The sequence below is a fragment of the Parabacteroides sp. TM07-1AC genome (assembly GCF_003480915.1).
In the GTDB taxonomy this organism is placed as follows: Bacteria; Bacteroidota; Bacteroidia; order Bacteroidales; family Tannerellaceae; genus Parabacteroides; species Parabacteroides chongii.
Genome location: NZ_QUKD01000005.1, coordinates 194441 through 214415 on the forward strand (window position 1 = coordinate 194441; position 19975 = coordinate 214415).

Sequence of the window (19975 nt, forward strand, 5' to 3'; positions counted from 1 at the left end):
TAAAGTACAACTTTGTAAAAAAATCTCTCTGATAAAAATTTCAGATTAGTTGAAAATTAACGGATACAAACGTAATCAAAATAATTTATTATACGCAGCTTTTATTTACTTATTTTACTCTCCGGACACAAAAAAGTAGACTTATTCCAGCCTTAATGGTAAAAAATAACCAAAGTGTGTATAAAACAACGCTTTTATTGATATAAACCGTTTTTTTTATTTAGTAAAGAGTATCTTTGCAAAAGTGTATTTTAGGACCCAATAGCATTTACCGAACACTAGTATGCCTAAATTTATTTCAATATTATTACTTATTGTAATAACCGGTTTATCTTCCCGCCCACATTTGCAGGCACAAACAGACGATAGCCGGAAAGACAGCTTGCATACTATTTTGAAGAATACCAAAGAGCCATCAGAAAAGCTGCCGGTCTTACTCGAATTATCCCGTAGTTATTGGCAACAACCCGAAGAAGCTACGTTGTTGAAAGAACTTATCGATTTATCCGTACAACTCGATACTCTAAATTATATCGGTGAAAGTTACTCAAGATTATGCCGGTACTATTATAATGAATCTCAATTGGATAGTTTGATTTACTGGAAAAATCAACTGGATTCGATCTACCGCCGACATGCAATAACACCACCGGCTTTTTTCCAGACAAGACTATTGCTATGCAAATATTATCAGGGAATATTGAATTATGAACTAGCCATCAGTGAAGCTTTCAAACTGTTGAACGACGCTAAAAAGGCACAGGATGACTATGGCCTGATGCTGGCCAACCAATGTATCGGATTTGCATACCAAGGTATGGGGCGAAATAAAGAAGCGACCACTGCTTATAAGGAAGGTTTAATCTATCTGAAAAAGCTAAACTCCAACCCGGTTTATGAAATACAATATGTATCGGAAATTATTCCGTCATTCCTGGACGAGAACCTGTTAGATGAATCTCTCCAATTAATAAACAGATATAAAGAGCTGTATCAGATTGTATATAAAATTTACGCAGATAAAGGAGTTTCTTATCAGTCGATATGGCATAAATGGCTATTCAACAGTTATTATGCGGAATTGTACATGAAAAAAGGACAACTCGATAAAGCTGGAAAATATATTAAAGAGGCTGATAAATATATCGATCAGTCGACAGAAGAGAATATGAAATATCCATATTACCGTATAAAAGCCCTGTACTGCTATAAAAATAAAGACTACACTAATGCCCTCAAAGCCATTAATAGAGGACTGGATATCGAAGTTCAACCCCATTATTTAAAGCTGAAAATAGATATCCTGACAGCCGACGGACAAAAAGCAAAAGCCATTGCAACCTATGAAGAATTGTTTGCATTGAATAGCCGTATGAAAAAAGAAGCCTTCGAACGTCAGATACAACAACTCCGGTTACTGAATGATCTGAACGATCAGGAACGGCAGACTTACGAACTGCAGCGTCAAAACGATCAACTGGCCTTACGGACACAATGGGTAAGGATGGGATTAGGAATCTCTCTGTTATTACTCATATTGTTATTTATACGAATCCGTTATTATTTACGCTCCAATAAACTGAAAAATGCTTTGGAGTGTGAAAAGGAAGCATTGGTTAAATCAGAAAAAGAATCACGGCTGGCCAAAGAGAAAGCAGAAGAGGCCAACCGACAAAAGACTGATTTTATCGCAAAGATCAGTCATGAAATACGTACTCCATTAAATGCCATTGTCGGTTTTTCCAAACTATTAAGTGAGGATGAGGATTCATTCTCTGACGAAGAGAAAAAAGAATTTACAGACTTAATTAAAGAAAACTCCAAATTGCTGATGAATATCGTAAACAACATACTCGATCTTGCCCTGGTCGATGCCGGTAGGTTCAGCCTGAATATAAAAGCCTACGATGTGATAGCCTGTTGCCGGGAAGTCATCAGCGAAATCAACTCCCTTATGCAGCCAAATGTCAGACTAGTTTTTGAACCTCCGGTAGAAAAATACATGCTAAATACAGACCGGAACCGCTTCATGCAAGTCCTGAGGAATCTATTGGAAAATGCAGCTAAATTTACACGGGAAGGAGAAATAAATCTTACATTCGAAGAAGAAGAACATCTAATCCGAGTGTCGGTCACTGATACAGGATGTGGGATCTCCCCTGAAAAACAATCACATATATTCCATCGGTTTGAAAAGGTAAACGAGTTTGTCCAGGGTGTAGGTCTTGGATTAGCTATCAGCTCACATATCTCCGAACAATTTAAAGGGAGTTTATTTATAGATTCTGCTTATACAACAGGAGCCCGTTTTATTTTTACGCATTCAACGGAGCTGATAAACAACAAACAATCATGAAAAGACAGCTTCTATCTTTTACATATCATGTCAGGATTTGGGCACTTATGATAAGGTTACTCCTGCTTTTTCCCCTATCGGCACTGGCCATCAACTCACATATGGCAGAAATCGATAGTCTGAAAGCCATTTTGCCGGAGCAATCCGAACCACAGGAAAAAATTCCGGTATTATACCGTCTTTCTCTTCTCCATGAACAAAAACCAGAACAGATCGAATACCTGAAAAGATCAATAAAAGAAGCTGAAAAGATCGATTCTGTCCAAGCTGTTTATACAGCATTGTCGGACATTGCCACCTACTATTATAATTTGGATAAAAGTGACAGTCTGGCTTACTGGATGCACACGATCGACTCTATCGCCCGTGAACGTAATGAATATCCGGATGCCTTATTCAGGGCAAGAGCATTATACTGCCAGGATCTGTTATGGCACAGGAATTATGAAGAAGCATTGAACAATACTCATAATCTATACCAATTGGCTATAAACACGAAACAAAGTTACGGACTCTTGCGCAGTTCGGAATGCCTGGGTCAGATTTATCAAGCCATCCGTCGTGATAGCGATGCCGTGATCGCTTTCCAGGACGGACTCGACCGTCTGAAACAACAGGGAGACGACAATGACACCGAATTACGTCTGATCGCTTACCAAATAGAGTCGAGCCTGCGGACCGATTCATATAAAAAGACCTTGGAAATGCTCGCGGATTATAAGCAGTTGATAGACAAATTAGATGGATTGAATAAAACACAAAACGGTTTATTCCCCGTCAACCGGGAATACTGGCTTTTATATTGTTTCTATACCGATCTGTATCTGAAAGAGAATGAATTGGACAAAGCCAGGGAATCCATCGAAATGGCCAGTCGCTTCGAAGGAAGTGAATTTGTAGAGGGAGACTATGCAGGAAAAGTATATCTGGCTGTCAAATCCCATTATTATGCCCGAACAGGTAATTTTACACTCGCTTTACATTACATTGACAAACTTTTAGAAAAACAGCGTTTACCGGAAGATTTACAATTAAAAGCCGATATACTGAAAAAACAAGGGAAAGAAAACGAAGTCCTGAAGCTTTATGAAGAGATCAGCGCCTATAATGACAAAAGTAACAACGAAATGTTTCTGCGTCAAGTGAACCAACTGCGTACATTACATGATATCAATTTCGATATCATGCAAAAAGACCAGATGAAGAATAACCAAAAGCAAATTATACAGAAACAAAATCAGTTGCTATTCTTCCTGTCTGTAATTATCATATTACTAATAACACTCTATATCCTATATATTTACAGTAGCAGGACACAACGGTTGAAGAATTATTTACAGCAGGAAAAAGAGGCTTTACTAAAATCAAAAGAAAAACTGATACTCGAAACGATACGAGCAGATGAAGCCAATCGCCTGCAAAGTTCTTTCATTGCAGATATGAGTCATGAAATACGTACTCCTCTGAATGCAATTGTCGGTTTTTCCGAGTTGCTGACAGAAAAGGGAACAACTCCAGAAGAGAAAAGAGAATATTCCGGAATCATTCAGAATAATACCGATTTGATGCTGACGTTAATAAATGATGTACTCAACCTGTCAATGATGAAAACGGGTGACATGAGCTTCAATTTGCAAAAAGTATTATTGAAAGATTGCTGCCGAAAAGCTCTCAACAGCATCCGGCAACATGTACGTGAAGGAGTGGTATTAACTTTTTCCCCTACCTCAGAACAAGTGATTATCAATACAGATACCATACGCCTGCAACAATTACTAACCAACCTGCTAACCAATGCGGCCAAATTTACGGAAAAAGGAGAAATCAACCTGGCTTATACGTTGGAAGCAGATAAAAAGCACGTACGGATAACGGTCACCGATACCGGAACGGGTATTCCAAAAGAAAAGCAGGAAGAAATATTTAAACGTTTCGAAAAGTCGGACAACTACCAATCAGGCACAGGTCTCGGTCTCCATATATGCAGTTATATAGCAGAACATTTAAGCGGGCCGGACAGCATATTCCTGGATACATCATATACTGCCGGAGCCCGCTTTGTATTCATTCATCCTTGTGAGTCAGACAATGCCGTCAACGGATAGATGTCTGTTTGATCGCTTCCAGCAAATTCTCCATATCCTGAGGGAAAACATCCCCGATATTCCCGATACGGAAAGTGTCGGCATCCGAGATCTTTCCGGGATAAATCACAAAACCTTTTTGTTTCAGTGCTTCATAAAAAGCATGGAAATCAAAATCAGCATGAGGATACAGGAAAGATGTGATGATCGGCCCCTGCGAAGCATCCGGCAATAACGTCTTGAATCCCAATGCACGCATGCCGTCTACCAATGTACGGTGATTCTTCTTATAGCGTTCGTAGCGGGCTGCGATGCCACCTTCTTCATTCAGTTCCTTCATTGCCTGGTAGAAAGCGCGGACCACATGCGTAGGTGACGTAAAACGCCATTTACCTCCGCCTTTTTCCATCGTTTCCCATTGTGCATAGATATCCAGGGACAACGAACGGGCAACTCCTTTACAGGCCATCAGCTTTTCCTTCCTGGCGATGACGAAGCCAAAACCGGGAACTCCCTGAATACATTTATTGGCACTGCTCACTAAAAAATCGATATTCAGCTTCTTCACATCGATAGGCACGCCTCCGAAGCTGCTCATGGCATCTACGATAAACGTGATTCCCTTACCGCGGATCACTTCCGCCACTTCTTCAATCGGATTCAGCAGACCGGTCGTTGTTTCACTGTGCACCATAGAGAGATGGGTGATGCCCGGATTCGCTTCCAGTGCCTTGCGGGCAACTTCTCCTGTGATCAGCTCCGTTTCATGCAGAGAGACCAGCACATAATCGATATGATAATATTCAGCAATCTGCGCCATACGCTTACCGTATGCGCCATTGGCAAGGATAAGCAGTTTATCGGTCGGTTTCACGGCTGCTCCGATCGTTGCTTCCACGCAGTAAGTACCGCTTCCCTGCAAAAGTACGTCGGTATATTCGTTCTCATCCAGTCCGGCAATGGCCAGCAAGCCTTTACGGATCGGAGTTACAATTCCTTCGTTATAATCTTTATCCCAGGTGCACCAATCCTGGAGCATGGCTTCGCGTACTGTCTGTGAAGTACTTAACGGGCCGGGAGTCAGTAAAAGATAATTTCTCATTTCAATGGATATGTTATGTCTTTATTTTATCGGTTAATTTTCTCAATGCAAGCAGGCAGTTCGGTAATGTTATCCAATACGAAATGAGCACCTGCAGCCAGCATACGTTCGCGTACTTCGCGCTTCAGTTCAGCCAGTTCGTCGGCAGAGCGATGGTTGTATTCTTCTTCAGTAATTCCCATCTCGTTACTTCCCGTTACGATACCGATGCTCCAAACTTTCGCATTCAGGCCTTCTTTGATGTCGGCAATCGTATCGCCTACTTTCACAACATTATCTACAGACGGAATAGCCAGATCGATCATATTTTTATAGATCATATAAGGAGCAGGACGACCGGCAGGAACATCGTCGGGAGTGACCAAATTGTCGACCTCATAGCCTTTGGCAGCGGCATCGGGACGGACCACGTCCATCATAGCCTGTGTATAGCCGGTTGTAGAACCGATCTTTATACCGTCCTCACGTAGCAGTTTCATTGTTTCTAATACGCCGGGTATTGGAGTAGTAAAGTTTTTCAGCGAGGCGAACAGATGTTTCTCAAAACTCTGATACATCTCGTTCACATCATCCATGTTCCAGTCGCGGCCATAACGGGCACGGAACTTATCACTGACTTCCGGCATATTCAGAATAGCCTTGATATGATCGATCTTGAGGAGTCCCATCGGCTCACGTGCCTGGCGGTACGTAATATCGATCCCTTTTTCTTCCGAGAAAACTTTCAGGAAAGCGTTCAATGGGGCAAAACAACCGAAATCGACAGCTGTTCCCGCCCAGTCCATAATTACACACGAAATCTTCTTCATAACTTCATTTATATACTGATTATTCTTTATATTCCGATATATCAAATTCAGGCAACGGTGATGGCATTCTGCGGAACGGCTTCTAGTGTCTCTTCCCTGGCGGCTGTCACACCTGTTTCTCTACGGAAACGCTGGTGCAAATATACAAAAGAACAAGCAAAAAGGATGCAACAAAAGATACCGACATAACCTGCCAGCTGGTTATAAAACAAAGCCCAATCGATATTGGGGTTGCAAAACTCCTTCAGGACAAGCACAACGACGGTTCCGGTATATCCCAGAAAGTCTGTCGTCACAATAAAGAAACCGACATTCCCGCGAATCCTGAAGCAAGCGATGAAACGGTCGAAAAAGATAGTCTGGAATGTCAGGTAGGTGATATACAGGCACAAACTCTGGATAAACAACCATGCAACAGGCGAAAGCCGGAACTGTTCCTGCCCGAAAGAGACGACCGACATCACCACCATTCCCGACATGATCAGAACAAACAATACAGACAGTGCCTTCAAATTGTCTTTCACGAAGACCATCAGACCGAATATCCCCAGGATAATCAATGTCACGATGCTGTCTATCTGGGCAAAGAGCCACGGCGAGTAACTGGATACATCTATTATATTCACCAGGAAGTCTTCCTTTATATCTCGCAAAACGACAATCGCGATATTGGCCACGAAAAGCATACTCAGAAAAGGCATATAGCTTTTGAAGAGCTCCCGCCGCTGTCTTCCGTTCAGTGTTTCGCGTTCGGACTTCATGGCGATATCCTCTTGGGTCGGCTTGGGAAGCCTGTTAAGTGCCCAACCCAGCAGGAGCAACAGGGGAAGTGCCACTGCACCGATCAGTGCAGGCATCCAAAACTCGCTTACATGCAGATGATTCATGACATACAATCCGACCGACTTCGCCGTCCCCGAACTGACCACCATACTGACACCCAGCAGACTCGCCAGAATATCCGTTACCCGCCGTCCTTCGATAAAGCTGAAAATCACTCCCCACATACATCCCAAAGAAAGACCGTTGAGGAACATCGCAGCCACATTGAACGGCGTTGAAAGCAATCCGAAAAGGATCAACGACGCTTCCGCCAGCAAGACGGATGTCAGAATAAACTTAAACCGCTCCTCCGCCTTCAACTCAGAGATCAGTTTGATACCGATAAACTTGGAGATCACATATCCCAGTATCTGGGAGATCGTCACCACCACCTTATAATCCAGGTCGAAAAATTCCGCATTCTCGAAAGAGGCTGCGGTGAACGGTTTACGGAGTGCATAAACCAAGGAATAAGAGAGCAAAGCGGCTCCTCCCGCCCAAAGGATAAAAAGGAAGTCGGAAAGGCGTTTCCGGGTCGTTTCATTTATCTGTAACAAATTGTTCATCTTTGTTGTCGTTTTATTTCCGGCAACAAAAATACCCTCGCGATATGACGAGGGTATTTCTATGATGTGACCAATCTGTTTAGATTTTGTTACAAATATGTTTCAGCCGACGATTGTATTTCATTCTTTTTGGAACTTACGGCTTACTTTGATCAGATTCGCGGTAAAGGATACGATATTCTGCGCCTCCTGTACCATGTTCAGGTAAACCATACTCACCTTGGTGCTACCGCTTTGTCCCTGGATACGTTTCAGCTCGCCTTTCTTCAAAGCTGTAAGCTGGTTTGTCAAATCCACCGATTCGGCGATCACATCGTCCAAACGATGATAGTCGTTCTTCTCGACCATAGTCGCACAGCGTTTCAGATAAGTAACGATACTTTCCGTCATCTTACTGAAATCTTCTTTTTGGATATCGTTGAGCGGACTGAAGTTATTATCCACATGCTCCTTGCTCGGCTCCGTCATACGGCGGACACTGAATATGATCTCACTGGCGAAATCATTTCCCTGGTAATAATATAACCCCTTTTCAACGGCTATATCATGATCCAAATGAGTGACACCAAGAGTTCCGACTCGTTTTACCTGCTTCAGGTGGATTTTCTTTTCTTCCACGGCACTCAGGACCTTACGCAGTTCACGGAGATTCTCATTCATAAATCCGTGGACCGATCTATCCAGCATATCCGCAGTGAAGAGCAGGACAGATTCCAATTCTTCGCGGCTATGTTCGCGGAACAAAGAAAGTGCTTCGCGTCCGTCGGTTGTTTCACGCAGTTTCGCAACCGTCGTATTGACTTCTTCTTTCAAAGCCTCTTTCTTCAGTTTCTTCTTATAGGCAATCTGATTACGGATCAGCATATAAACCGCTACACCGACCATGGCAACCATGGCGGCAATACCGCCGAAATAAATCAGCAAAGCAACCAGGAAACAAATGGTAAATGCTGCACCCGCCGTGATGAACCATCCTCCGATCACGGACAACACACCGGTAATACGGTAAACGGCACTCTCACGTCCCCAGGCACGGTCGGCCAGCGAACTACCCATCGCCACCATGAACGCAACATAAGTAGTAGACAGAGGCAATTTCAAAGAAGTACCCAGTGCAATCAGCAAACCGGACAACACAACATTGACCGAAGCTCTGACCAGGTCAAAGCTGGCTTTATTTTCCAGGATGATCTCGTCATTATTGAAACGGCTGTCTATCCAGTCTTTTACGCGGGGAGGAACCACACTCAGCAGCGTACTGGCTGTGTTGTTGCATGTCCGGACCAGCACACGGGCAACAGGTGAAGTTCCGAAATTTTCATTTCCTTCCGTCTGACGGGACAAATCCAGCGAAGTCTTGATTACGCTCTGTGCCTTTTTGGATGTAGCCAATGCAATCACCATCACCAGCCCCGATCCTACCAGGAAATACCAGGGTGTCTGTGCCGGTTCGAGCAAGGAAGACATCAGGAACGTATCCGTCGTAGTCGTTCCCCCCTGTGCCATCAAATCTATATAAGAAGAATAGCCAGCCAAAGGAACACCGATAAAGTTCACCAGATCATTGCCCGCAAAAGCCAGCGCCAGGGCAAACGTACCCATCAACACCACTACTTTGAACACATTCACTTTCAGCCAGTGAAGAATCTGCATCAGGATCGTGAAACCGATAAAGGCACACCAGACAATCGTCTCCGTATTACCATATACAGCTTCTTTCAATCCACTTGTCATGAAAGAACTTTCTTTCAATCCTTTTATCAGCATAAAATATAAAATGGAAGTAGCAGCCAGACCGCCGAACAGAGCGATAAAGTATTTGGTATGTTTCTTATAATTAAAGGTAAAGATCAGACGAGAGATGTACTGCACTACGGAACCGAAGAAAAAGGCGATCGCAACGGACAGGAATATCGCCAGAATAACGGTAAATGCCTTATCCGTATTCAGCAGGTCTCCCAATTGCAAAGCCCCGTCAGAATGGGCTATTTTAATCAGAGCAAGTGCAACAGTACCTCCTAAGAGTTCAAATACAAGAGAAACAGTTGTAGAAGTCGGCATACCTAACGAGTTAAATACATCCAACAGAACAACATCCGTAAGCATAACGGCAAACAGAATGCACATTATTTCCGAAAAATAGAAGTGCTGGGGCTGATAGATCCCATGCCGGGCAATATCCATCATTCCGTTTGACAATGAAGCGCCGACAAAAATACCGATTGCGGCGATGACCATAATTACTTTAAATGATGCGGCCCTCGAACCGATTGCAGAATTAAGGAAGTTTACTGCGTCATTACTGACTCCGACCGACAGGTCGAACACCGCCAGCACAAAGAGGAAAATTACGAGGAACAGATAAAATGTTTCCATAAATGAGTGTTACATATTCGACGGCAAAGTTCTGAAACAAATATTTCACATGTGTTACACAGATGTTACAAACATGTTACAATCGTTAAAACACCCTCGTATTATTAAAAACCGTAAGAAAATAAAGTTATCACACTAAGGGTTTTTCCTTTCAAATACGACTATATTAATAAAGTTGTTAACTTTCAACTATTGAACGACTATAAAGAAGACATAGCAAAATGGATATGTGAAATGGCTTTGCACGATTCACAAATGGCCTTTAAATCGTTATACTTCACTTATTTTCGAAGGATGATGCGATTTACAACTCTTTATGTCTCCTCTGCGGTAGAAGCCGAAGAAATAGTATCAGATACTTTTCTCGCTGTATGGAACAACAGGAAATCTTTATTGAAAATAGCCAACTTTGATGCTTACATTTATTCTATAGCCAGACACAAAGCTATTAGTTATTACCGTACTATACATATGGAACAGATAGAACTAAATGAAATCTCAATCGATCTTTTCACATATACAGAAACAACTCCAGAGGATGACCTTATCTCTAAAGAGAGAATCAACCAACTAAATAAAGCCATCGATGCCCTTCCTGCTAAATGCAAAGCAGCTTTCAAACTGGTTCGTGAAGATAAACTTAAATATAAAGAAGTAGCAACTATATTAGACATATCCGTAAAAACACTAGAAGCCCATCTCTCTACTGCCATCAAAAAACTACGCGAATCACTCAAACAGGATAAATAAGTTACTAACTTCTCAAAAATAGTCTCAGACCGAAACTTATTATTCCAATTGGCACTCTTTTTAAAACGAGCAGCAATACAGAGTCTATTTTGTATCGGTCATAGAACTACATATCGTAATCTAGAATGAAATTTGACTGAACACAGAATTAATTTGCTTGATTTACGAAACAAATCATCCTAACAAATCATATACATTTGTTACATAAAACTTATTGGGAAATAAGGGGGTCGGTTAAGTAAGAGAGGGGAAGAGCTGGAATTAAACCCAGACTTTCCCTTTCATTTTTTATATTTATCAGAACTAGAATATTTTCCTTTCTCCAATAGGGGTATTCACGGAATTCATGTCTTATTAATAAAAATACATACTTGGTCTATAACCAATATCTTTACAATATCACTTCAATTTTTTCCATTTTTTCGTACCTTTATAGTTTTATACTGTAAAGGTACGATTTTCATAATACATAATCCGGATCAACGATGAACAAGTATCCATTATCAGGAAAATGCAGAATCAGATACAATTTTTTACTATTCGCATAATATTTTTCCATCTGTAACTAAGGGTTTTTCTCCAAGGTTGCGACTATTTTAATAGAAGCAACAAAGATGGATAACAAAATAGATCATATTATAACAAAGGTTCTGACAGAAAATGCTTCAGCTGAAGATATTCTAGTCATCAGTAATTGGATAAATGAAAAAGAGGAGAATCGTCAAACATTCTATCTGCTGAAAAGTTATTGGAATGCAGATATTTCATCTAATCTATATGTAAATCCTTCTATTTCATTAGAGAAGTTGCAAGATAAAATAAATATACATCCAATTCCCAGGAAACAGTATTTACTATCAATCCTTCTCCCAATTGTAGCTTCTATTATTTTGATTATTGGCATTTCGTCTTTTTTTATTATAACCCATACAAATGAGAAAAATACGAAATATTATACTTATCTTACCAATAACAATAAATCAGAGTTCACCCTCAATGATGGTACAAAAGTCACATTAAATAAAAATAGTACACTCACTTATACAGACGCTTATGGTAAAGTTAACCGATCGGTTAAACTGGAAGGAGAAGCCCTTTTTGAAGTTACCAAAAACTCTGATAACCCATTTAAAGTTTCCTTTGAGGTAGGTAATCAACACAAAGGTACTATTAAAGTTTTAGGTACGGTGTTCAATGCTAAAATTGATACTGAATCAGAAAAAATCATTGCCACATTAATAGAAGGGGGGATATCTTTCGAAGGATCCGGACAAAAAGTTAAATTATATCCCAACCAACAACTGGCATTCGACTATTCAACCAGTAACATCGATGTATATGAAGTAGATATAGAAAAAGAAATTTCCTGGAAAGATGGCTTGATAAAATATAAAATGATCTCGTTCAGCAAATTAATAAAAGAACTTGAGAAGAAATACAATGTACAAATTATTATCGAAAACAAGCAATTAATGAAACCATCCATTACCATATCCGGTAGTTTTAGCGAAGAACAAACGCTAGATAAAATATTAGAAATAATTTCACGAAGCCTCCCTATAAAATGGAAAAAAAAGAATAATACATATTACATCAGATAAATCTTTATTAACGAAAACAGAAAGCCTATGGAGTATTAATAATGTTAACCTACAAAAACCGGCTATACTGATATAACCGGTTTATCGCAAAAATTTAATCCGCTTCAGTCGCTCCGCGACCAAACATTGTGACTGAAGCTATTATAAATCTTTTATCTACGCAAAATTATGGAAAATGTTTCTTACTACAGATCTTTTTTATCTAAAGATCTAAAAAAAATCATTCAGATTATGAAGATCACAGTCGTTCTACTATTTGTGACCCTGTTTCAGGCTGTTGCAATGGATTCTTATTCGCAGAATACGAAGGTTTCAGTTAATGCTGGACAAATCAAACTTTCCGAAGTTTTTTCTACAATTGAGAAACAAAGTGAATTCCTTTTCTTTTATGTTGACTCTGATATTAATGGCATTTATGTCAATGTCAATGCTCAGAATAAACAAATCAGTGATGTGTTAAATCAGGCACTAAAAGAGACAGATCTGACTTACACCATCAATGACCGCCACATAAACATAATGAAAAAACCACAAACTTCCCCAAAAACAAAACGAGTACGTGGGACAATTACAGATCAGAGTGGACAACCCGTAATTGGAGCCAATGTTCTTGAAAAAGGAACCGGTAATGGTACAATTACAGATATAGATGGAAAATACAGCCTGGATGTCGCGGAGTCAGCCATAATCGTCATTTCATTTATCGGCTATAACTCACAGGAAATACCAGTCGCAAATAAAAACAATATTGATATTAAACTATTAGAAGATACTCAAGCTCTGGATGAAGTTGTAGTAGTCGGATATGGAGTACAGAAAAAGGTAAACTTGACAGGGGCTGTAGCACAAGTCACTGCCAAAGAATTAGAAAACCGTCCGGTATCAAACGCAACTCAGATCCTGCAAGGAACAATGCCAAACGTTAATATCACCTTCTCCACTGGTGAACCAGGAGCCGGAGGTTCTATTAATGTGCGTGGACAAGCTTCCATAAACGGAGGGGAACCACTGGTTCTCATCGACGGAGTTCCGGGAGATATAAACCGCGTAAACCCCAGAGATATTGAATCTGTATCCGTTTTAAAAGATGCTGCAGCATCTGCCATCTATGGAGCACGAGGTGCATTCGGGGTAATTTTGGTAACCACTAAAAATGCAAAGGCTGGGAAAATGAGTATCACATACGGGACCTTCTTCGCATCTTCGAAACCTACTGTACGAACTGATTTCATGACCACCGGATACGATGCCGTCATGTTGAACGACGAAGCATTCCGCAGAGCAACAGGAAACACCTACACCCGATATACAGATGAGGATATGGAAGAACTGAAAGCACGCCGCTACGACAAAACTGAAAATCCGGAACGCCCTTGGGTTGTTGTTAAAAACGTGAACGGAAAAGACATTTATAACTATTACGGAAACTACGACTGGTGGAAGACCGTATTTAACGACCACCAGCCATCACAATCACATAGTATTAATTTATCGGGAGGAACCGAAAAAGTAAATTTCCTTCTATCCGGTAATTTTTATACTAAAGATGGCATCATGAAAATTAATACGGATAAATTTACATCTTTCAATTTCCGCAGTAAAATCAATGCCCAGTTATTCCCATTCCTGAAGGTCTCCAACAACACTTCTTATTATGATAAAAGTTACAAATACTATGGAAGAGAAGGAGGAGGAAATCCAAACTTCGTATATGTAACCGTACATGCATTACCATGTTATGCCCCTATCAATCCAGACGGAACTGCAACTTACAATACTCTAAAAAATAACTACTCAATCGGAGATGGACTTTATGCCATGTTACTTGATGGAGGTTCGCGTGGTCAAAAAGGGATACATGAATTCACGACAACAACCAGTATGGCATTAGATATAACCAAGAATATAAAATTAAATGCAGATTATACTTATTCATTTTACATTGCAGATGACTGGTACCGTTCGACAGTAGCACATTATTCTATTGAACCAGGCATTATACAAGAAGTCCCCAACTACAATACAGACCAGTTTAAAAAGACAATGTGGTTCGATCCGATGCATGTAGCAAACATTTATGCTAATTATAATCAAACATTTAGCAAACATACCGTCGGATTAACGGCCGGTATAAATTATGAAAATAAAAAACATTCACGGATGATGGCTTCCCGTAAAAATCTTATATCAGAATCTCTAAATGACTTGAATTTGGGCACAGGAGACATGTTGGTTGAGGGCGGAGCTTATGATTATGCTTTATTTGGAGCATTTTTCCGTGCAAACTACGATTTCAACGACAGATATCTCATTGAAGTGAACGGCCGATACGATGGAACATCACGTTTCAAAAAAGGAATGCGTTATGGTTTCTTTCCTTCCGTATCGGGAGGATGGAGATTAAGCGAAGAAGCCTTTTTCGATAAAGCAAAAGAAGTAGTAAACAATCTGAAGATCCGTGCATCTTATGGTTCACTGGGGAATCAGGCAGTCAACAGTAAAAGTCCTAATTATTATCCATATATCTCTACGATGGGAATGGAACTTTCTAATTGGTTGATCGATGGACAAAAAACTCAGAATGTAAGTTCTCCCAACCCGATCATAGATAACCTGACATGGGAAAAAGCAACAACAATCAATGCTGGTATTGACCTGGGATTCCTAGATAACAGATTAAATATATCTGCTGATGCATATGTACGTAATACTACAGATATGCTTGTGCCAGGAAAAACATTACCTGCCGTATTCGGAGCCGCTTCTCCACAGCAAAATGCAGGAGACTTAAGAACCAAAGGTTATGAAATCGTAATAAACTGGAAAGATGAATTTTCTTTGAAAGGAAAGCCTTTTAATTATGGAGTATCTTTCGTTTTCGGAGATGCCGTATCCGAAATAACCAGATATGACAATCCTAATAAATTACTTGCAAACCATTATGTAGGTGAACGTTTCGGAGAAATATGGGGTTACAGACTAGATGGATTCTTTCAAACAGACGAAGAGGCTGCCAACTGGAAAATAGACCAAAAGCTGGTGAATACTCAAATCCAAAAAGCACCCGGTGAATGGGGAAAACTACGTGCTGGAGACCTGAAATTCAGAGATCTGAATAATGACGGAATAATCAGTCCAGGGAAAAAGACCGCTGATGATCCCGGAGATATGGAAATCATAGGAAACTCCGAACCCCGTTACAATTACGGCATAAATTTGAATGCTAACTGGAATGGTCTTGACTTATCTGTATTCTTTCAGGGAATTGGTCGCAGAGACTGGTATCCTAGTAATAATGCAGACAAGTTTTGGGGACCTTATTCACGTCCATATTTCTCTTTTACTCCAAAGAATTTCAATGACCTAGTCTGGACAGAAGATAACCCAAATGCCTATTTTCCGGTATTACGAGGTTACACAGCCTTAAACAGCGGCGGTTGTTTAAGAGACCCCAATGATAAGTATATACAGAATATAGGTTATTTACGACTCAAAAATCTGGTAATAGGATATACTCTTCCGGAAAAATGGATGAAAAAGATTGCAGTTCAACACTGTCGTCTCTATCTTAGTGGAGAAAACCTAATAACATGGACACCTTTTGTAACGGATTATATCGATCCGGAACAACCTGTAGCCGATTCCAACGGACGAAGTTATCCGTTATCAAAAACTTTCTCTATTGGATTGGATATCACATTCTAATTAATCATTTAAAGGAATTATCGTTATGAAAAATATCATTTACATATTAATCGCAAGTTGCTGTTTTTCTGCTTGTGAAATGGAAAAATATCCATTGGATGCTATCTCTCCAAACACATTCTTTAATACAGGAAACGACCTCAGGCTTTACACAAATTCTTTCTATAAAACACTACCTAATGCAGAAGGTGTATATAATGAAGCGGTAGACAATATTATAAAGATGGACTTAGCCGATGAATTAAGAGGTACACGCATCGTTCCGACCAGCGGTGGAAACTGGGTTTGGGAAGATTTGAGAAACATTAATTTCTATCTGGAGAACTCTGTTAAATGTAGTGATGAGAAATCGCGGTTACGTTATGATGCTATTGCTTATTTCTTCCGTGCTTTCTTCTATTTTGATAAAGTAAAGCGTTTTGGAGATGTTCCTTGGTATGATAAAGTCATTAATGATCAGGATACGGAAGCATTGGAAAAAGCCAGGAGTCCCCGTACGGAAATCATGGAACATATATTGGAAGACATCAACAAAGCTATTGAACATTTACCAACAGAAAAAACAGTGAACGAATTGTCTAAATGGACAGCATTGGCTTTAAAAGCACGTATATGTCTTCATGAAGGTACTTTCCGCAAATATCATACAGAATTTAACTTGCCGGATGCCGATAAATTCTTAAAAGAGGCAGTAAATGCTTCTGAAGAATTAATCTCGCAAAGCGGATATAAAATTTATTCTACGGGTAACCCGGATAAAGATTATCTCAATTTCTTTGCATCCCATGAAGCCATTCCTGCCGAGGTGATACTTGCAAGAGGGTATAGTGATGAATTTCAGGTATATCACAACCTGAATTATTATACAATGACAGCTTCCTACGGACGCCCGGGACTTGAAAAAAGATTGGTAAACAGCTATCTGATGAGAGATGGAAAACGTTTTACAGATATACCAGGGCATGAAACCATGTTTTTTACCGATGAAACTAAAAACAGAGATCCTCGCCTAAGCCAAACCATACGTACACCGGGGTATACTCGTATTGATGAGACAGAAACTCTTGTACAGGAATTCGGCTCTACAGTAACAGGTTACCAATTGATAAAATTTGTAACAGAGAGAAAGTGGGATACAAATCAGAAGGATATTAACGACATGCCCATTTTCCGTTTTGCAGAAGCACTTTTAATCTATGCTGAAGCAAAAGCCGAATTAGGGATTCTTACTCAAAATGATCTTGATATCTCCATCAAACCAATCAGAGACCGGGTTGGAATGCCTAATATAGATCTGACAAAAGCCAACTCAAATCCGGATCCATACTTGGAAAAGCAATACCCACATGTATCAGGTTCCAATAAAGGTGTCATTCTGGAAATAAGAAGAGAGAGACGTATAGAACTTGTTATGGAAAGTTTCCGCTGGGATGATATGATGCGCTGGAAAGAAGGGGCTACATTCACAGAACAGTTTAAAGGAATGTATTTTCCAAGCATAGGTTCTTTCGATCTGGATGGAGATGGGAATATCGATATACATATTTACAAAGACTCAAAACCATCATTAGATGGTAAATCAATTCAATATCTAAAACTGAATAGTGATATTACGTTGGAAAACGGAGAAAGTGGATGTATTGTTGTTAATCCCCATCTCCAAAAAGTATGGGATGAAAATAAAGACTATTTATATCCTATACCAATTCAGGAACGCTTATTAAATACGAATCTGACTCAAAATCCAGGTTGGAACGATGGGTTATAATTATTTTCATACAGCCATGAAGAAATATTTTTTACTAATCACCGGCTTGTTGCTGGGGCTAGCCGTTCATGCTCGAAATGACATAGAACCGAAAGAAGAAAACTCGTTACGTATAATGAGTTACAATGTACGAAACTGCCGAGGGATGGATGATATTATAAATTACCAAAGAGTTGCCGATATTATCAATCGAGTAAATCCGGATGTGGTAGCTGTACAGGAACTCGATAGTGTAACGGAGAGGAACCAAGGTGTATTTGCATTAAAAGAGTTGTCAGAAAGGACACTCATGCATTACGTTTATGGTGCTTCCATAGACTATCAAGGGGGGAAATATGGTATTGGTATTCTTTCTAAAGAAAAACCTTTAAATTACAAAACAGTAAAACTACCCGGACGTGAAGAAAATCGGTTGCTACTAATAACAGAATTTGAAAAATATATTCTTTGTTGCAGCCATTTCTCTTTGACCAAGGAAGATCAAATCTTGTCAGTCCCTATAATCTTTGAAGAATTAAAAGGTATAACAAAACCATTATTTCTTGCGGGAGATATGAATTCTGTCCAGGGATCACCGACGCAAGTCGCCTTGCAAGAAAAGTTTATACCGTTGAATAATTATAAGGTAAACACTATTCCGGTGGTTAATCCAAACAGATGTATTGATTTTATATATGGATATAATAATGGGAACTCATACAGTGTTTTACAGCGTCAAGTACTTCAGGAAGAACAAACAGCTTCCGATCATCTGCCTTTATTCGTCGATGTACGTCTAAAAGCAAATGTTATTGACATTTTTCGGACAAAACCATATTTACAGAACCCAACAGGAAACGGTATCACCGTTTCCTGGCTGACCCATGTTCCGGTTCACAGTTGGGTCGAATATGGTACAGATCTGAATCTGAGAAACCGGGAAGAAAACATTGTTGACGGACAGATTATATGCAATAATAAGCATCATAAAATAAGGCTGGCTAATTTACAGCCTGGAAAAACCTACTATTATCGTGTATGTTCGCAAGAAATCACTTTATATGAAGCTTACAAAAAAGAATTTGGCAATACTGCTTATTCTGATATTTACTCTTTCACTGTTCCTGCAAAAGATACATCTGATTTCACGGCAATCATCTTAAATGATCTTCACAAAAACAACCAAGTTTTAGAAATGCTAACAGAACAAGTAAAAGATATAAACTATGACTTCGTTCTATTTAACGGAGACTGCATTGATGATCCGTATAACGAAGAACAAGCGGTTCGTTTTTTGTCCTATTTAAATGAAAAGGTGGGCGCAGAAAATACTCCGGTCTTTTATTTACGAGGTAATCACGAAATACGTAATGCCTATTCCATACAACTACGCGAACTATTCGACTATGTGGGAGATAAAACTTATGGAGCCTTCAACTGGGGAGATACACGTTTCATAATGTTGGACTGCGGTGAAGATAAACCTGACACAACATGGGTATATTATAATCTGAATAATTTTGATAAGTTACGCTCTGAACAAATCAATTTCCTAAAAAACGAACTAAAAGGAAAAGAGTTCAAGAAAGCCTCAAAAAAAGTTCTGATCCATCATATACCATTATATGGAATGCCCGAAAAAGCCTATCTTCCTTGTCGGGAGTTATGGGGAAATCTTCTTTCAAATGCATCTTTTGATATATGTATCAATGCACATATACATCGCTTTGCATATTACCCTAAAAATAGTAAGGAGAATAATTTCCCGGTAATTATCGGTGGAGGAAACAAACCGGAAAATGCAACAATCATGATCCTGGCTAAAAAAGGGAAAGAAATGCTTCTTACTGTTTTAGATACTAAAGGACAAATAATTAAAAAAATCAATCTATAAAATATCTCAAATACAAAGCAACATAATAAAAACTGACTCCAAAGATACTTAAAAAAGGTCGAGACTAGCAATCATACAACAGCACTGGTCTTTTTAGTTACTTATTTAGTAAAGAATGTAAGCTCGGTCTATAACCAATATCTTTACAATATCACTTCAATTT

The 19975-nt window shown here is 39.6% G+C and carries 11 protein-coding genes; 7 read left to right on the top strand and 4 right to left on the bottom strand.

Annotated features, from left to right (window positions below; genetic code table 11):
- Positions 1-283: 283 nt before the first annotated feature.
- Complete coding sequence (locus DXD68_RS12625) at positions 284-2356, top strand: ATP-binding protein (protein ID WP_122361881.1); 2073 nt, start codon at positions 284-286, stop codon at positions 2354-2356.
- Complete coding sequence (locus DXD68_RS12630; protein WP_122361883.1) at positions 2353-4461, top strand: sensor histidine kinase; 2109 nt, start codon at positions 2353-2355, stop codon at positions 4459-4461. Before DXD68_RS12625 ends, DXD68_RS12630 begins: the two co-directional genes overlap by 4 nt.
- Here DXD68_RS12630 and phnW read toward each other — a convergent pair.
- From phnW to DXD68_RS12650, 4 genes are all read right to left on the bottom strand, one after another.
- The gene (gene phnW, locus DXD68_RS12635; protein ID WP_122361885.1) at positions 4451-5542 is read right to left on the bottom strand and encodes a 2-aminoethylphosphonate--pyruvate transaminase; all 1092 of its coding nucleotides are present in this window, start codon (positions 5540-5542) and stop codon (positions 4451-4453) included. The genes DXD68_RS12630 and phnW overlap by 11 nt on opposite strands.
- A gap of 26 nt (positions 5543-5568) precedes the next feature.
- On the bottom strand, positions 5569-6351 hold the full coding sequence (gene phnX, locus DXD68_RS12640; RefSeq protein WP_122361887.1) for a phosphonoacetaldehyde hydrolase: 783 nt from the start codon (positions 6349-6351) through the stop codon (positions 5569-5571).
- A gap of 47 nt (positions 6352-6398) precedes the next feature.
- Positions 6399-7739, bottom strand: a complete 1341-nt coding sequence (locus DXD68_RS12645; protein WP_122361889.1) for a DUF5690 family protein — start codon at positions 7737-7739, stop codon at positions 6399-6401.
- A 120-nt stretch (positions 7740-7859) separates the two neighbouring features.
- Entirely contained in the window at positions 7860-10115 is a 2256-nt protein-coding gene (locus tag DXD68_RS12650) for an inorganic phosphate transporter (protein ID WP_122361891.1), read from the bottom strand.
- A 234-nt stretch (positions 10116-10349) separates the two neighbouring features.
- On the opposite strand from DXD68_RS12650, the gene DXD68_RS12655 reads away from it, so the two are divergent.
- From DXD68_RS12655 to DXD68_RS12675, 5 genes are all read left to right on the top strand, one after another.
- Positions 10350-10865, top strand: coding sequence for an RNA polymerase sigma-70 factor (locus DXD68_RS12655; protein WP_199715659.1), 516 nt, complete (start codon positions 10350-10352; stop codon positions 10863-10865).
- Between the two features lie 614 nt (positions 10866-11479).
- Positions 11480-12466 carry a FecR family protein gene (locus DXD68_RS12660; protein WP_122361895.1) on the top strand — a complete coding sequence of 329 codons (987 nt, stop codon included), beginning with the start codon at positions 11480-11482 and terminating at the stop codon, positions 12464-12466.
- Between the two features lie 231 nt (positions 12467-12697).
- Complete coding sequence (locus DXD68_RS12665) at positions 12698-16171, top strand: TonB-dependent receptor (RefSeq protein ID WP_233577137.1); 3474 nt, start codon at positions 12698-12700, stop codon at positions 16169-16171.
- A gap of 25 nt (positions 16172-16196) precedes the next feature.
- Positions 16197-17939 (top strand): RagB/SusD family nutrient uptake outer membrane protein, encoded by a 1743-nt coding sequence (locus tag DXD68_RS12670; protein WP_122361899.1) that lies wholly within the window; start codon positions 16197-16199, stop codon positions 17937-17939.
- 16 nt (positions 17940-17955) lie between these two features.
- Entirely contained in the window at positions 17956-19812 is a 1857-nt protein-coding gene (locus tag DXD68_RS12675) for a metallophosphoesterase (protein ID WP_122362072.1), read from the top strand.
- Positions 19813-19975 lie beyond the last annotated feature (163 nt).

What these genes read in the sequence shown, in the direction of transcription:
- DXD68_RS12660 (WP_122361895.1), top strand. Translation starts at nt 11,480, where the DNA reads ATGGATAACAAAATAGATCATATTATAACAAAGGTTCTGACAGAAAAT.
- phnW (WP_122361885.1), bottom strand. Translation starts at nt 5,542, where the DNA reads ATGAGAAATTATCTTTTACTGACTCCCGGCCCGTTAAGTACTTCACAG.
- phnX (WP_122361887.1), bottom strand. Translation starts at nt 6,351, where the DNA reads ATGAAGAAGATTTCGTGTGTAATTATGGACTGGGCGGGAACAGCTGTC.
- DXD68_RS12670 (WP_122361899.1), top strand. Translation starts at nt 16,197, where the DNA reads ATGAAAAATATCATTTACATATTAATCGCAAGTTGCTGTTTTTCTGCT.
- DXD68_RS12675 (WP_122362072.1), top strand. Translation starts at nt 17,956, where the DNA reads ATGAAGAAATATTTTTTACTAATCACCGGCTTGTTGCTGGGGCTAGCC.
- DXD68_RS12625 (WP_122361881.1), top strand. Translation starts at nt 284, where the DNA reads ATGCCTAAATTTATTTCAATATTATTACTTATTGTAATAACCGGTTTA.
- DXD68_RS12665 (WP_233577137.1), top strand. Translation starts at nt 12,698, where the DNA reads ATGAAGATCACAGTCGTTCTACTATTTGTGACCCTGTTTCAGGCTGTT.
- DXD68_RS12630 (WP_122361883.1), top strand. Translation starts at nt 2,353, where the DNA reads ATGAAAAGACAGCTTCTATCTTTTACATATCATGTCAGGATTTGGGCA.
- DXD68_RS12650 (WP_122361891.1), bottom strand. Translation starts at nt 10,115, where the DNA reads ATGGAAACATTTTATCTGTTCCTCGTAATTTTCCTCTTTGTGCTGGCG.
- DXD68_RS12645 (WP_122361889.1), bottom strand. Translation starts at nt 7,739, where the DNA reads ATGAACAATTTGTTACAGATAAATGAAACGACCCGGAAACGCCTTTCC.
- DXD68_RS12655 (WP_199715659.1), top strand. Translation starts at nt 10,350, where the DNA reads ATGGCTTTGCACGATTCACAAATGGCCTTTAAATCGTTATACTTCACT.